This is a genomic window from Myxococcus sp. SDU36, assembly GCF_030168875.1.
GTDB lineage: Bacteria > Myxococcota > Myxococcia > Myxococcales > Myxococcaceae > Myxococcus > Myxococcus vastator.
In genome coordinates, this window is record NZ_CP077414.1 from 4,336,177 (window position 1) to 4,350,717 (window position 14,541).

A 14,541-nucleotide genomic window follows, 5' to 3' on the forward strand; every position below is an offset into this window, starting at 1 on the left:
CGAGCCTCACGCCACTCCCGGACGACGCCCATGCAACGCGCCCACCTCTTCGAGTTCAACGACCTGCCGTGGCTGCCCTCGCCGCTGCGGAAGACCATCCGGGAGTTCCTGCACCACATGTCGGTGCGGCTGCGGATGTACGACAGCGCCTTCGACCTGCTCGGCGAGCTGCTGCGGCAGCGCAAGCTCACCGCCATCCAGGCGCTGTGCGCGGGGGATGGTGGGCTGATGCTCGCGCTGTCCAGGCACCTGGGCCGGGAGGACGTCCGCATCCAGCTCTCGGACAAGTACCCGGCCGCGGAGCTGTACGCCGAAGTCGAGCGGGAGAGCGCGGGCCGCGTGGGCCACGTCTCGGAGTCGGTGGACGTGCTGGACGTGCCCGCGCACCTGGAGGGCCTGCGCCTCGTCGTCAACGCCGTGCACCACTTCCAGCCCGAGCAGGTGCGGGGCATCCTGACCGACGCGGTGGGCAAGCGGCAGCCCATCGTCTTCATGGAGCCCGTGCAGCGTGAGCCGCTCGCCATCCTGCGCTTCTGCGCGGCGACGCCGCTGCTGAGCGCGTGGCTGAGCCTGGGTGGCATCTGGCCGCTCAGCCTCCGGCGCACGCTGCTGGGCGTGGTGGTCCCCGTGGGCGCGTTCTGCTTCTTCGTCGACGGCGTCGTCTCGCACCTGCGCGCCTACCACCTCGACGAGTGGCGAGACCTCATCGCCCAGGTCGACGGCCATGAGCACTACGACTGGGACCTGCGCCAGGTGCCCGGCTTCATGGGCTCGCGCATCTCCTTCCTCGCGGGCCTGCCCAAGGCCCACCTCGCCCCGGAGCCCACGTGATGACGCGCTCGACCGATGTCCTGATTGTCGGGGCGGGCCCGGTGGGCCTGTGCCTCGCGCTGGCGCTCGACCAGCAAGCCATCCGGGTGCGCGTCATCGACAAGCAGCCCTCGTTCTCCGGCGAGTCCAAGGCCGTCACCCTCCAACCGAGGACGCTGGAAATCTTCCAGATGCTGGGCGTCGCGGACCGGCTGCTCCAGGCCGGCGTGGCCAACCCCGTCATGAACATGTACGCGGGCACCCAGCGCGCCACCGTGCTCCGCTATGACAGGCTGGAGAGCGAGTTCCCCTTCTACCTGCACCTGCACCAGGGACGCACGGAGCGGGAGCTGGTCCAGGCCCTGAGCGACCGGGGCGTCGTCGTGGAGCGCGACACGCGACTGGAGGACTTCCGCCAGGACGACTCGGGGGTGACGGCCCGGCTGGCGCGGGCCGGAGGGGTGACCGAGGAGGTCCAGGTCCCCTTCCTGGTGGGCTGCGACGGTGGCCACAGCCAGGTCCGCGCCGTGCTCGGCCTCCCCTTCACCGGGGCGCGCTACGACGACAACTGGATCATGACGGACGTGCGCATCCCCAACATGTCGCTGGCCCGCGACGAGCGCCACGGCTTCATCCTCGACCGGTTCCCCTTCGTGGTGCTGAACCTGGGTGACGATTACTACCGGCTCATCTCCGCGCGCCCGCCCGACTCGCCGCTCAAGGGACAGGCGCCCACGCTCGACGAGTTCCGCGCCATCATGACGCCGCTGGGGCTGGGCCACTGGAAGCTGGAGGACCCGCTCTGGCTCACCCAGTACCAGCCGAGCCAGCGGCTCGTGTCGCAATACCGGGTGGGGCGCGTCTTCGTGGCGGGCGACGCGGCCCACGTGAACACCCCCATCGCCGCCCAGGGCCTCAACACGGGGGTGCTGGACGCCATCAACCTGGCCTGGAAGCTCGCGCTCGCGGTGCGTGGCAAGGCGCGCGCGTGCCTGCTCGACAGCTACCATGGGGAGCGCCACCCCGCCGCCGTGTCGATGTTCGCGGAGAACGACCGGCTCACCCTGCTCGTCTTCGGGGCGAACCCCGTCCTCCGCTACCTCGCGCGCAAGCAACTGCGGCTGCTGAACCTGCCCGCGCTGAACCTGAAGAACGTCCTGAAGACCTCGCAGCTCGGCGTGCACTACCGCCGCGGCCCGGTGACGCAGGCGGCGGTGGACCCGCGAGGTGCCCGCGCGGCCCAAGCCGCGTTCAAGCGCGGTCAGGCCGAGCCCGGGGACCGCGTGCCCCACTTCCGCCTGGAGGCCGAGCACCCCACCTCCATCCACGCGGTGCTCCGGCCCGACCGCCACACCCTCCTCGTCCTGGGCGGCGAGCGCCCCGACCCGGACCGAATGCGCGCACTGGCACGCCATGCGCAGCAGCGGCATGGCGACCAGTTGCACATCCACTTCGTCCTCGGCGGACAGGCGGCCTCGGGCTTCGACCCCGCGAACCTGGGCAAGGCCTGGGCGGATGTCCGGCATCACGCCCACCGGGCGCTGGGCGCGAAGCGCGCGGGCGGCGTGCTGATTCGCCCCGATGCCCACATCGCCGCGCGCTTCGCCCTGGACGCACCCGAGAGCCTGGACGCCTATTTCCAGGCCCTCCTGTGCTGAAGGCCCCGCGCGGGGCCGCGCCTCAGGGCCCCGCGCGGAACCCCTGGAACCGCTGCTCCAGCCACTCCGCCGTCGCATCCATGAGCTTCACGGCCATCTCATCCACGTGGCGGTTGCGCCACGACGCCAGGGGCGTCCCCTGTACCCACTGATTGAAAGAGCCCAGCGCCGGCCCACAGTGGATTTGATAGTCCGTGCGCTGCTCCGGGCTGCCGCGCAGGGCCAGCCGGGAGGTGTGGACGAAGTACCAGCGGAAGACGAGGGCCATCTTCTGCCGCGGGTTGCGCTCGGCGCGCTCCACCACCTCCGGGGCGACGCGCAGGTAGTGCTGGCGCGTCTCCTCCCAGACCTCCTCGATGCCGCGGCGGAAGAACTTCGTCTCGAGCTGGCTCCGCGTCTGCGCGTCCAGCGCCTCCAGCGACGGGTGCTGCTGATAGAGCGCGTACAGCCGGTTGGCCCGGGCGGGGAAGAAGAGGCCCTTGCGCACCACCTGGACCTTGGCGCCCAGCTCGAACATGTCCCCGGCGGGCGCGCACGTCACATCCTGCACGTCCAGCGTCTCCAGCAGGTCCTTCACGGGCTCGCTGGTGCCGGCCTCCACGGAGCACTGGTTGATGGAGCCCGTAACGATGAAGTCCGCCCCCATGATGAAGGCCGCTGCCGCCGCCTGCGGCGTGCCGATGCCGCCCGCGGCGCCCACGCGGATCCGCGTGGCGTAGCCGTGCTCGGCCATCATCCGCTCTCTCAGGAGCCCCACCGCGGGCAGCAGCGCGCTGGCGACGCCCTGGTCCGTGTGGCCTCCGGAGTCGGACTCCACGCAGAGGTCCTCGGCCATGGGCATCGACCTGGCGAGCCGCGCCTCCTCCTCGGAGACCCGGCCAGCGCGCACCAGCGCCTCCAGGATGTCGGCGGGCGGAGGGCTCATGAAGGCCCTGGCGACCTCGGGCCGGGAGAGCTTGGCGATGAGCCGGTTCGGCGCCTCGATGCGGCCGTCCTCGCGCCGCCGCAGCCCGGTGACGCGGAAGCGGACCAGCGCCGGCGTGACGCGGATGAAGGCGGACGCCTCGACGTTGCGCACGCCCCGGCGCAGGAAGAGGTCCACCAGCTGCTCCTCCCGCTCCGGACGGTCGAGGCTGTGCAGCAGATTCACCCCGTAGGCCTCGCCCGGGCGCAGCGCGGCCTGGATGGCGAGGACCTCCTCATCGACGCGAGCGAGCGCCACGCCGCCGGTGCCGAAGAAGCCCAGCAGGCCCGCGCGCCCCATCCGCACCACCAGCTCGCGGGAGGAGATTCCCTTGTACATGGAGCCCGCGACGTAGGCGAGCCGCACGCCGTAGGTCTCCCGGAAGGCCCGGCTCCCCAGCGCCTGCGCGCGCACGGCGGCGGACGCGGGCGCGGCGGCGGGCACGGACTGAGGCGAGGGCTCACGCGGCGCCGGCGCCGGAACCTCCGCCACCGAGGGAGCAGCCGGCTTCGCTTCGCGGATGCGCCGCAGCAGCCCCGCGAGGACCTGGCCGTGCCCCACCTCCTCGAACGTCTGCTCCCCCAGGCCGAGCAGGTAGCGCACGCTCTGCGTCCACTTCACCGGCGAGTCGATCTGCCGCGCCAGCAGCTCCGGGAGCCGGGCCTCGTCGTAGGGACGCGCCTCCACGTTGGACACCACCGGGAAGCGCAAGGGCGCGAACGTGAACTCCCGCAGGAAGGCCGCGAAGGCCTCCCGCGCCGGGCGCATGTACCGCGAATGGAACGCCGCGCTCACCTTGAGCAGGACGACGTTGCCCCCCGCGGCGCGCAGCTCCGGCGCCACGCGCTCCAGGTCCTCCCGGGGCCCGGACAACACCTGCTGGCTGGGCGTGTTGTCGTTGGCCAGGTCCAGGCTGCTCACCCCCAGCCGCTCCAGCACCTCCGCGATGCGCTCGACGGACAGGCCCAGCACCGCGGCCATGCCACCGCCGCGCGCCTGTCCCATCAGCTCACCACGCCGGCGCACCAGGAGGACGCCCGTCCGGAAGTCGAAGGCGCCCGCGGCGAACAGCGCGTTGTACTCCCCCAGGCTGTGCCCCAGCGCGTGGTCCGGATCCCGGCCGTGCCGCTCCCGCTGCTCCAGCCACGACAGCGCGTTCACGACGAACAACGCGGGCTGGGTGTACTGCGTCTGGTCCAACCGTTCGTCCTGATACACCTCCGCCAGCCGGTACCCCAACACCTCGTCGGCCTGGGACAGCAAGGCCGGGTGCCGGGAAAGCAGCTCACGGCCCATCCCGCGCGCCTGAGAGCCCTGTCCGGGGAACATGTATGTCGTCATCGGCTTCACACCCCAACCCACGAGTCTGGATTTCAATCCTTGCAGTCAGACATTTCGTGTATCATGAAACACATCCATAAATCCAATCACGGACGCACCACGCGCCCCAACCCTCCACGCAACGGGAGAGCAACACCATGAGCGAAGCGCAGAAGCTGCACGTCAACATCCTGGCCCCTGAGTTCCACATCAATCCCTACCCCTTCTACAAGCAACTGCGTGAGCAGGAGCCTGTGTATTGGAGCGAGGAGACCCGCCACTGGCTCATCACGCGCCATGAGGACGTGCAGACGGCCCTGCGCGACGCGACCCGCTTCTCCAGCCAGAGCAGTGAGACGTTCGTGGTGCGGGACGACTTCATGCAGCACCTGCGCCCCATCATCACCCACTTCTCGATGTGGGCCGTGATGAAGGACAACCCCGAGCACAAGCGGCTGCGGGGGCTCATCAACCAGGCCTTCCGCCCGGAGAACGTCCGGGACATCCACCAGCGCGCCCGGCAGACCGCGGAGTGGCTGATTGACCAGGTGCATGACAAGGGCGAGATGGACTTCGTCAATGACTACGCATACGCGCTCCCCGCCCTGCTCTTCGCGGTGGAAATCCTGGGCATGGACCGCGGCGACCTGCCCACCTTCAAGCAGTGGAGCGTGGACCTGGCCCACGCCACGGGCCGCATCGACAACCTGGACATCATGCTGAAGGGCCAGGACGCGCTCCTGGGCATGACGGACTACATCACCCGCGCCATCAACGACCGCCTCGAGCGCCCGCGCGAGGACTTCATCTCCTACATGGTCAAGGCCTGGCGGGAGGAGAACAAGCTCACGCTGGAGGAGGTGGTGGCGCAGATGGTCCTCCTGCTCGCGGGCGGCCACACCACCACGCAGAACGTCATCAGCACCGGCCTGCTCGCGGTGTTCAAGCACCCCGAGCAGTGGGAGCGCCTGAAGCGCGACCCGCAAATCAACCGGGCCGCGGCCGAGGAGCTCTACCGCTTCACCTCCCCCGCCCAGGCGCCCACGCGCGTCGCTGCGTGCGACTTCGAGTTCGGCGGCAAGCAGATTTTGAAGGGCCAGGGCGTCATGCCCATGGTGGCCGCGGCCAACCGCGACCCCGCCGTCTTCGACCAGCCGGACACGCTGGACCTCAGCCGTGAGAAGAACCCGCACCTGGGCTTCGGCACGGGCATCCACGTCTGCCCGGGCGCCTTCCTCGCGCGCGCGGAGATTCCCGTCGCCTTCGAGACGCTCTTCCGCCGGATTCCCAACGTCCGGCCGAAGAGCGCCGCCGAGGACTGGAACATGAACCTCAGCTTCCGGGGCCTGTCCACGTTCCCCATCTGCTGGGACTGAGACGCCCGGCGCCTCCGCGTCAGCCCGTCGCGCCCAGCTCCAGGGCGACGAGCTGACGCCGGGGACGGGGCGCGCTTGCTGGGCGTGGCGCTGGCGCCGGCGCTGGCGCCTCGCGGCGGGAAGGCGCCTCCAGCCAGTAGCGCTCGCGCGAGAAGACCACGGGGGGGCGTGGCTCGCGCCGAGGCTGCTGCTGGGCGGGGGCCTCGCTCACGAGGACGTGGGCGTTGGTGCCCCCGAAGCCGAACGCGCTGACGCCCGCGCGGCGCACCCCCTCCAGGGGCTCCCACGGCCGGAGCACGGTGTTGGGGAAGAGCGGTGACGACTCGAAGCTGAAGCGCGGGTTGGGCGTCGCGCAGTGCAGCGTGGGCGGCAACTGCTGGTGGACCAGGGAGAGCACCACCTTGAGGAAGCCCGCGATGCCCGCGGCGCTCAGCAGGTGCCCGAAGTTGCTCTTGACGCTGCCCACGGCGCAGGTGCCCGGACGCGCGCCCGCCGGCGCGAGCACCTCCGTGAGCGCCTTGAGCTCAATGGGGTCCCCCAGCCGGGTCCCCGTGCCGTGCGCCTCCACGTAGCTCAGCGTCCGCGGGTCCACGCCTCCCCGGCGCAGCGCCTCCTCGATGACGGCGCGCTGCCCCGCGGGGTTGGGCGTGGTGATGCCCATGGTGTGTCCGTCGTTGTTGACGGCGGTCGCGTCGATGACGCCGTAGACGCGGTCCCCGTCGGCCAGGGCCTTGCGCAGGGGCTTGAGCAGGACCACGCCCGCGCCCTCTCCCGGGACGAACCCATCCGCCCGCTCGTCGAAGGTCTTGCACCTGCCGTCGAGCGACAGCGCGCGGCTCTCGCTGAGCGTGAGGTACACGCCTTCATCGAGCAGGATGTCCACCCCGCCGGCCAACGCCAGCTCCGACTCGCCGGAGTACAAGCTCTGGCAGGCCAGGTGGAGGCTCACCAGCGAGGACGAGCACGCGGTGTCCACCACGATGCCCGGCCCCTTCAGGTCGAGGAAGTGCGACACGTGCGCCGCGATGAAGTTCTGGCCTGAGCCGATGACGCCGTTGCGCGTCGGCGCGGGCATGCGCGCGGCATAGCCGCTCATGCGCGAGCCCACGAACACGCCCACCCGCCTGCCCGCGACCTCTTCCCGGGCATAGCCTGCGTGCTGCAGGCACTGGACGCTGACCTCCAGGAACTGACGCATCAACGGGTCCACGCAGGGCGCGTCCCCCTTCGCGATGTGGAAGTAGTCCGGATCGAAGTGCTCGATTCCCTGGAGGAAGCCTCCCCACTTGCCCACGCTCCGCCCGGGCCGGTGCGTGCTGGAGTAGAGGTCCTCCGTGCGCCAGCGTGAGGAGGGGACCTCGGTGATGTGGTCCAGGCCGTCACGGAGCGTGCGCCAGTACGCCTCCAGGCCGGAGGAGCCCGGGAAGTGGCACGCCATGCCAACCACCGCGATGGGCTCCACGCCCCCGGACTGGGCTCCGGGCTCCGCCAGGACGGCGGGCTCGGGGACACGCGGGGGAAGCGGCACCTCCGGTGGCCGGGCCGCCTCTTGCGCGGGCACCTGAGGACGAACTTCCGGAGTGACGCCCTCCGGGTTCGTCGCGACGCATACCGCCCGGATGGCCTCCGGATACGCGTCCACCAGCCGCTCCACCAGCGTCCTCACGGTCCGGTACTGGAGCGGCAACGAAGGGTCGACGTCCACGCCCAGCCAGTCCTCCAGCTTCGTCATCACCTCGATGAGGAGGATGGAGTCCAGGCCCAGCGTCTCGAAGTCGGCGTCCGCGCCGACCTGGTCGCGCGAGAGGCTCAGGACGTGCGCGAGCGTCTGCTGAAGCCACTGCTGGACCTCTTCGCGGAGCGCGTCGCCGGAGTTGCCTTGTGGCATGGGCGCCGCGACGGGCGCAGGCGCTGCGACAGACGCGGGCGACACAACGAGCGCAGGCCTCGTCACTGGGGCAGCCGAGACCTGGACCACGGCCGGGCTCACCCTGGACTCGGCGCGCACGAGGCGCGCAGGCAGGGGACGAACGCGCGGCTGAAGCAGCGCGTCGACGGCGAAGCGGGCGGGCTCGATGATGGCTGGCAGCACCACCGCTCGCTTGGAGGCGAGCGCCGCGTCCAGCAGCGCGAGCCCCTCCGAGGTGGAGTGAGCCGCGAGGCCGAGCGCACGATAGGCCGCGCTGCCCACCTCCCCCATGCCCACGTCCTTCCAGTTGGGCCAGATGATGGACTGGTAGGCGTCACGGCCCTGTGCGCGCCGGTGCTCGGACAGCAGGTCCATGAACGCATTGGCGGCCGAGTAGTCCACGATGCCGGCGGCCAACGAGGGCGCCACCCCAGAGACAGAAGAGAACAACACGAAGAAGTCGAGCGCGTCCCGGCGAAGCGCGCGCTCCAGGACGCGGAGCCCATCGACCTTCGGCTCCAGCACCCCACGGAGTTGGCTCAAGGGCTTGCTGCTGAACGAGGGCGGCTCGAAGAACACGGCGCCCGCGGAGTGGACACACCCACCGATGGGCCCGAGCGTCGCGCGCACGTCACCGAAGAACGACTCCAGCGCCGCCGCGTCCGTCAGCGAGCCGACGTGGACCCACACCTGGACGCCCTGTGAGAGCAAGGCCTGCAAGGGCGCGAGCCGCTCACGGAGGGACTCATCCGTGGAGGGATTCGCGAGGAGCCCGACCCACTCGTGCTGGGGCGGCAACGGCCGAACGCCCAGGAGCGCGAGCCGACGGGCGCCCCGGGCCACCAGGTGCTTCGCGACCTCCAGACCAATGCCACGCACCCCACCGGTGATGACATACGTCTTGTCAGCGGAGATGAGCGGCGCGGCTCCCGCCGTGTCCGTCAGCGGGCTCATGGAGAGGCAGTACCGCGCGCCGCTCCGGAGCGCGACCTCGCCTCGTGGGTCGTGGACCTCCAACTCCTGGCGAAGCAGTGACACGAGCGCTTCCGCGGACTCGGGCAGTTGCTCCACATCCACGGTGCGCGCCCGCAGTCCCGCGTACTCCGCGCCGAGCTTGCTCACCAGGGCGGCCATCAACCCGCCTCCCAGGTCCAGCGGACCGCTGGCCCTGAAGGGTCGGAGCCCTCGGGTGAAATGCAGCAACGGGAAGGACTCGCCTCGGCTCCGCTTCAGCAGCATCTGCAACAACCCGATGCGCCCGAGCGAGTCGAACCGGGAGCCCTCTTCCTCGTCCTCCTGCCGCGGCGCCGCGCGGAGGTCCGACAAGTCGATGATGCCCGCGAGCCGTCCGGGTCGCTGGCTCAGCTCCTCCCCGAGCCGGACGCCAGCCTCATACCGGTCGAAGTCCAGCAGGGCATGTGGCCCCGAGCGCCCGATACCGCAGCCCGCCACGAGGAACGCCTGGGGATTCCCAAGCGAGGCGAGCGCCTCACGGGCCAGGTCGAGGGTCTCCTCGTTCACCAGCACGACCAGGTTCCCGCTCAGGTCCACGGCCTCATCGACGAACTGCGCCTCCACGGCATGCCACTCCATCCCGAGCAGGAGCGCGTTCTCAGGGGCGCGCGGCGGCTCCGCCAATGCGTCCTCGGAGTTCCCACGCGCGGGGAGCGCCAACTCGACAGGTGACGTCGGCACGGAGGCGAGTGCCGGCACGACAGGCAGCGTCGAGACGACGGCTGGCACCGGCGCGGAGGAGCGCCCCAGTGGCGCACTCGCCACTGGCGCCAGGACGGGTGTCGGCAGTCGCGCCGGACGCGGCAGGTCCAACCAGCAGCGCTCGGTCGTGAACGGCTGGGTGGGCAACGCGACGCACCGGTAGACCCCCCGCGAGAACAAGAGGGAGCGGTCGACGTCCACTCCCAGCGCATGGAGCTCCGCCACGACCGTGAGCGTGTCGCGCCAATCAGCGCGGGAGCGCTCCGGCCCCAGCTCACGCAACATCCGCCCGCTCATCTCCCGCAGCGCCCGCCGGGACGCCGCAGAGAACGGGCCCCCCTCCCTCATCCCGGACGAACCGTCGAAGCGGCGCAGGAGTTCACACAGCTCCTGGAGGTCCGACGCCACGAAGGCGGCACGCCGCTCCAGCGAGCCACGGCCCCGGGCCAGGGTGAAGGCGACGTCGCCGGGATGAGGTGCATCGCCGCGCGCCAGGGCCTGACCGAGCCGCTCCGCCAGGTCCATCGCGAACTGCCGGAGCGCTTCGTCACTTCGCGCGGACAAGAAGAACAGGTAGGCCGGCCGCTCCGGCGCATCCACGCGAGGCGGAAGCGGGGGCGCCTCCTCCACGACGAGGTGACAATCCGTGCCCCCCATCCCAAAGGCGTTGATGGCGGCGCGGCGGGGTGCGCCCTCTTCGCTCACCCAGGGCCGCGACCGGGTGTTGACCTCGAAGGGCGTCGTCGTGAAGCGCTCGTGGTCGCCCGCCTCGTCCGCGTGAAGCGAGGGCGGCAATTGCTGATGCTCGAAGGCGAGGAGGACCTTGAGGAGCCCCGCCATGCCCGCGGCGGGCACGGCGTGCCCGACGTTCCCCTTGACGGAGCCGATGGCGCGGAAGCCCGCCCTCGGAGCCCGCTCATGGAACACTGCTCGAAGGGCCTCTAGCTCCTGGTCATCCTCGCCGCGGATGCCACTGCCGTGCGCCTCCACATAGGAAATCGTCTCGGGCTCGACGTCCGCCTGCTGTTGGACGTCGCGGATGAAGTCCGCCCAACCGGCGCCCAGCGCGTTCGTGACGAGAGCGCCTGGAAGCCGTCCGCTCTGGACGCTGCCGCTGCCCCGGATGACCCCGAGGATCCGATCCCCATCCGCCACGGCCCGCTCCAGCAGCTTGAGGACCACCACGCCGACACCCTCCGCGGGGACGAAGCCATCCGCCTCCAGGGAGAAGGGCCGGCACCGTCCACCCGGCGAGAGCAGGCCCACCTCGGCCGCCAGGCGATGGAACCGGGCGGTGGCCATGACGAAGACGCCTCCCGCCAGCGCCAGTTCGACGGAGCCTGACTGCAACTGCTGGCAGGCCAGGTGGATGGCGACAAGCGAGGACGCACAGGCCGCGTCCACGACGAGGCTCGCGCCCTGGACGCCGAGCATCCGCGACACCCGCGGCAGCACCATCGATGGGTCATTGCCCAGCAGGTGTTGCGCGTTCTCCACCAGCCCCCGCTCGTGCAGCCCGGGCAGGTAGTCCGAGGGGCGCATCCCGACGAAGAGACCTGCCTTGCCGCCGCCCTCCAGCACAGGGACGGAGTGCCCCGCGTCCTCGAGGGCCTTCCAGCAGTGCATGAGCACGAGGCGCTGCTGCGGATCCATCACCGCGGCGTCTTCCCTCGAGATGCCGAAGAAGCCCGGATCGAACCGGTCAACCTCGTCGAGGAACCCCGCCCGCGCGCTCGAAGCGGCGAACGGCGGGGCGCCCCACGTCCAGCGCTCCCGAGGCACCTCGGTCACCGAGTCGATACCCTGGCTCAGGTTGGCCCAGAAGGTCTCCAGGTCCTTCGCCCCTGGAAACCGCCCCGATGCACCAACGATGGCAACCGGACGACGCTCCCCCTCAGTCACTCCACCCACAGCGCTGCGGTACTCACCCACGAACAACCCCCATGCCCCGGTGAAATCCAGCCGAAATGTCAATTTTCGAGCATAGTGAACTCCATCTCCAACGTGCAATCCGTGGAAGCTCGAAGCTGCGCACCCACCCGGGCCCGGCATCAAGGCCCGGGGCTCAAACCACGAAGCGCTCAGGCTGGCTCGGGACGCGGCGTCACCGGATGGTCCTTCAGCCACTCCTGGCAGCGCTGGACGCGCGGGCTCCGGGACCTCCACAGCCACCCGTGGGCCCTTTACCGATGTCGCTCGTGGACCGGCTCGCCAAGACGCAAATCTGGAGTATCCGCATCCAGCTCGACCGCGCATGCACCGTCACCCAGTTCGTGGGGAGGCGGTGTTGCCGAGTCGAGTGACTCAGCAGTACGTCACGCAGAGGTGCGAGTTGCAGAGGTGCGAATTGCAGAGGTGCGAATTGCAGAGCCCATTGGGGCAGTTGGCGTCGGTATTACAGGCCCGGCCCGCGGAGGTTCCCCCCGAGCATGTCTTGCCACAGTTGGAGTCGATACTGCAGTGCTGGCCCGCCTGCAGGCCCCCCGAGCACGTCTTGCCACAGTTGGAGTCGATGCTGCAGTGCTGGCCCGCCTGCAGGCCCCCCGAGCACGTCTTGCCACAGTTGGAGTCGATGCTGCAGTGCTGGCCCGCCTGCAGGCCCCCTGAGCAGCGCTTGACGCATGCCTGAGCGGACACCTCGTCTCCTGCGCCGGGGCACTCCGCCCGACTCCGCGCCTCTTCTGATGCCGCTGCTTCCTCGTGTGTGACCGCCTCCAAGGCGTCCTCGCGCTGCACGGCGTCCGGCGAGCCACACGCAATCAGCGAGAGCGTCAGGCAAACAACGGGAATGAACCTCATGGGGATCTCCGAAGTCTAGATTCTTGCTTTGAGTGGGTTTAGTGGACTGCGCCGCTCAATTGCAAGTCACCCTTCAATCGGACAGCCTTTGAGGAATGTTGCACAAAGGCTGCGATGACTTTCGGAGTGCCTGGGCGTGCCGGGTTGCTTCCATCCATTGACGGCATGCAGGCGTCATCGGTTCGATGCCAGCGCCCTCACTGGGCAGGCGCCGCCCTTGAAATTGGCTTGCCAATGAATGGGCGTTGCCGCTGGCGCTTGCCTGCGCCTCCCTTTGAGCGTGTATTCACACCCTGCTGATAAAACAAGACAGTGATTCGCTGTCGCGTGTTGCCAGGCGTCGTGCGGCAGGCATGCTCCACGGAGTCTTCACTCCAGGCGCCAGACTGTGGCCATTTCTGCTCCCTCAAGCAGGTGCGGAGGTGGCGAGTGAGGGGCTTGAGGCAGCGGCCAGGAAGGAGCGGATGAAGGAGAGGACACCGCCCAAGAGCGCCAGGCCCCTGCCTCGCCCCGCCTGGGAAGGCGGCTGGGAGACCTGTCCCCACCGTGCGCTACGACGAAAGAGCCCACGACGCACCTGCTCGCCCCGAACACCGTGCGCCCCGTTGACGCCCCGTGCCGTCGCCGACCCGAGGCGTCCTGACTCAGGCCGGCTCGGGACGCAGCGTCACCGGATGCCCCTTCAGCCACTCCTGGCAGCGCTGGACACGCGCGGCGGCGACCGGCAGGCCCATGCTCAGCAGCAACGCGCGGTAGGACTCGAAGGACTCCGGCGTCCAGGCAGTGAGCGCCTTGAGGTCGGCCAGCGCCACCATCTCCTCGGGCGAGCGCCCTTCGGCTTCCTTCCGCGCCGTGAGCAGCGCGGCGAGCGTCATCCGCGCGGGCTCCGCCTCGAAGGCGATGGCGGCATCCATGAACGCCGTGCGGACGTCCTCATCCGCCGCCGCGGCCTTCGCCTTCGCGCGCAGCCGGTCCAGCAGCCCGGCGAGGAAGTCGTCGTCCAGCGCGCCCTTCACCGCCCGCATCAGCGCCGTCACCGCTTCCCTGCGCACCGCGGGCTCCGTGCCCGCGGGCAGGTTCTTCAGCGCCTGCATCAGCTCCCAGAGCGCGCAGGTGAGCCAGAGCTCCTCTTCGGGAGAGAAGACGGCCGGCGACGTCGACGCGCGCAGCCACGCCTCCACACGGGCGGCGCGCTCCTTGGCTTCGCGGGCGATGCGCTCGGCCAGCTCCGGGTCCTCCTGCACGTACTTGAGCAACGCGCCCACGTCACCGCCGCGCGCCTGCTGAAGCGCGGCCTTGGCCTCATCGGAGAGGGACTCCTCCTCCAGCCCCTTCACCAGCGCCTCGTACTTCTGGGACAGCTCCTTGTGCCTGGCGCTCCATTCACGGAACTGCACGTCGAAGACGACGTCCAGCACGGGGATGTCCTCCGGCCGGGCCTTGCCCATCCGCTTGGACGCGGAGGCCAGCAGCGTGCCCACGCCAATCGCCCTCCGGTCCTCGGCGGACAATCCAGGTGTGGACATCTTGGACATCAGCGCGGCGCCGAGCGCCTCCAGGAACGCGGGCGTCCCCAGCGCGCGCACCGTCCCCACCAGCAGCTCGCGCCGGGCGCTGGAGGCATCCTGGTCTGCGTTCTCGGACAGCCGGGCCAGCTCCTTCCCCACGTGCTCGGAGAACGCCTTCACGTCAAAGCGCAGGCTGGGCACCGGGCCCCAGTCCGTCAGCAACTCCGCCAGCCGCTCCAGGGCGCCTGACAGCTTGGACACATCGGGGTCGCCCAACACTTCCATCGCCGCTTCGAGGTCGGCCCTCGCGGACGAAGCCGGGGCGGCGGGAGGCGCGGCGCGAGCCCGGTCCTCGGAGGCATGGCAGACCTTGTACTTCTTGCCACTGCCACAGGGACACGGGTCGTTACGGCCGGGCTTCTTCGAGCTCAAGGGGTCCTCGGGGGTCGCGCGGGCGACAGGGAGAGTCCACGACGCCGCT

6 protein-coding genes are annotated in these 14,541 nt (G+C 70.2%); 3 read left to right on the forward strand and 3 right to left on the reverse strand.

Annotation, left to right across the window (positions count from 1 at the left end; translation table 11 throughout):
* Positions 1–30: 30 nt before the first annotated feature.
* Both KGD87_RS17030 and KGD87_RS17035 read left to right on the forward strand, forming a co-directional pair.
* Complete coding sequence (locus KGD87_RS17030) at positions 31–831, forward strand: hypothetical protein (protein ID WP_284668454.1); 801 nt, start codon at positions 31–33, stop codon at positions 829–831.
* Positions 831–2,468, forward strand: coding sequence for an FAD-dependent monooxygenase (locus KGD87_RS17035; RefSeq protein WP_284668455.1), 1,638 nt, complete (start codon positions 831–833; stop codon positions 2,466–2,468). Before KGD87_RS17030 ends, KGD87_RS17035 begins: the two co-directional genes overlap by 1 nt.
* Positions 2,469–2,490: 22 nt before the next feature.
* Here KGD87_RS17035 and fabD read toward each other — a convergent pair whose 3' ends face one another.
* A complete protein-coding gene (gene fabD, locus KGD87_RS17040; RefSeq protein WP_284668456.1) occupies positions 2,491–4,773 on the reverse strand; it encodes an ACP S-malonyltransferase in 2,283 nt (760 codons plus the stop codon).
* 137 nt (positions 4,774–4,910) lie between these two features.
* Between fabD and KGD87_RS17045 the strand changes: the two genes are divergently transcribed.
* Positions 4,911–6,128: a cytochrome P450 gene (locus KGD87_RS17045; protein WP_284668457.1), complete on the forward strand. Its 1,218-nt coding sequence runs from the start codon at positions 4,911–4,913 to the stop codon at positions 6,126–6,128.
* Between the two features lie 19 nt (positions 6,129–6,147).
* Here the strand turns inward: KGD87_RS17045 and KGD87_RS17050 are convergent, their stop codons facing one another.
* Together KGD87_RS17050 and KGD87_RS17055 are read right to left on the reverse strand one after the other, a co-directional pair.
* On the reverse strand, positions 6,148–11,655 hold the full coding sequence (locus KGD87_RS17050) for a beta-ketoacyl synthase N-terminal-like domain-containing protein (protein WP_284668458.1): 5,508 nt from the start codon (positions 11,653–11,655) through the stop codon (positions 6,148–6,150).
* Positions 11,656–13,196: 1,541 nt separating this feature from the next.
* Positions 13,197–14,492, reverse strand: a complete 1,296-nt coding sequence (locus KGD87_RS17055) for a YecA family protein (protein WP_284668459.1) — start codon at positions 14,490–14,492, stop codon at positions 13,197–13,199.
* Between the last annotated feature and the right edge of the window lie 49 nt (positions 14,493–14,541).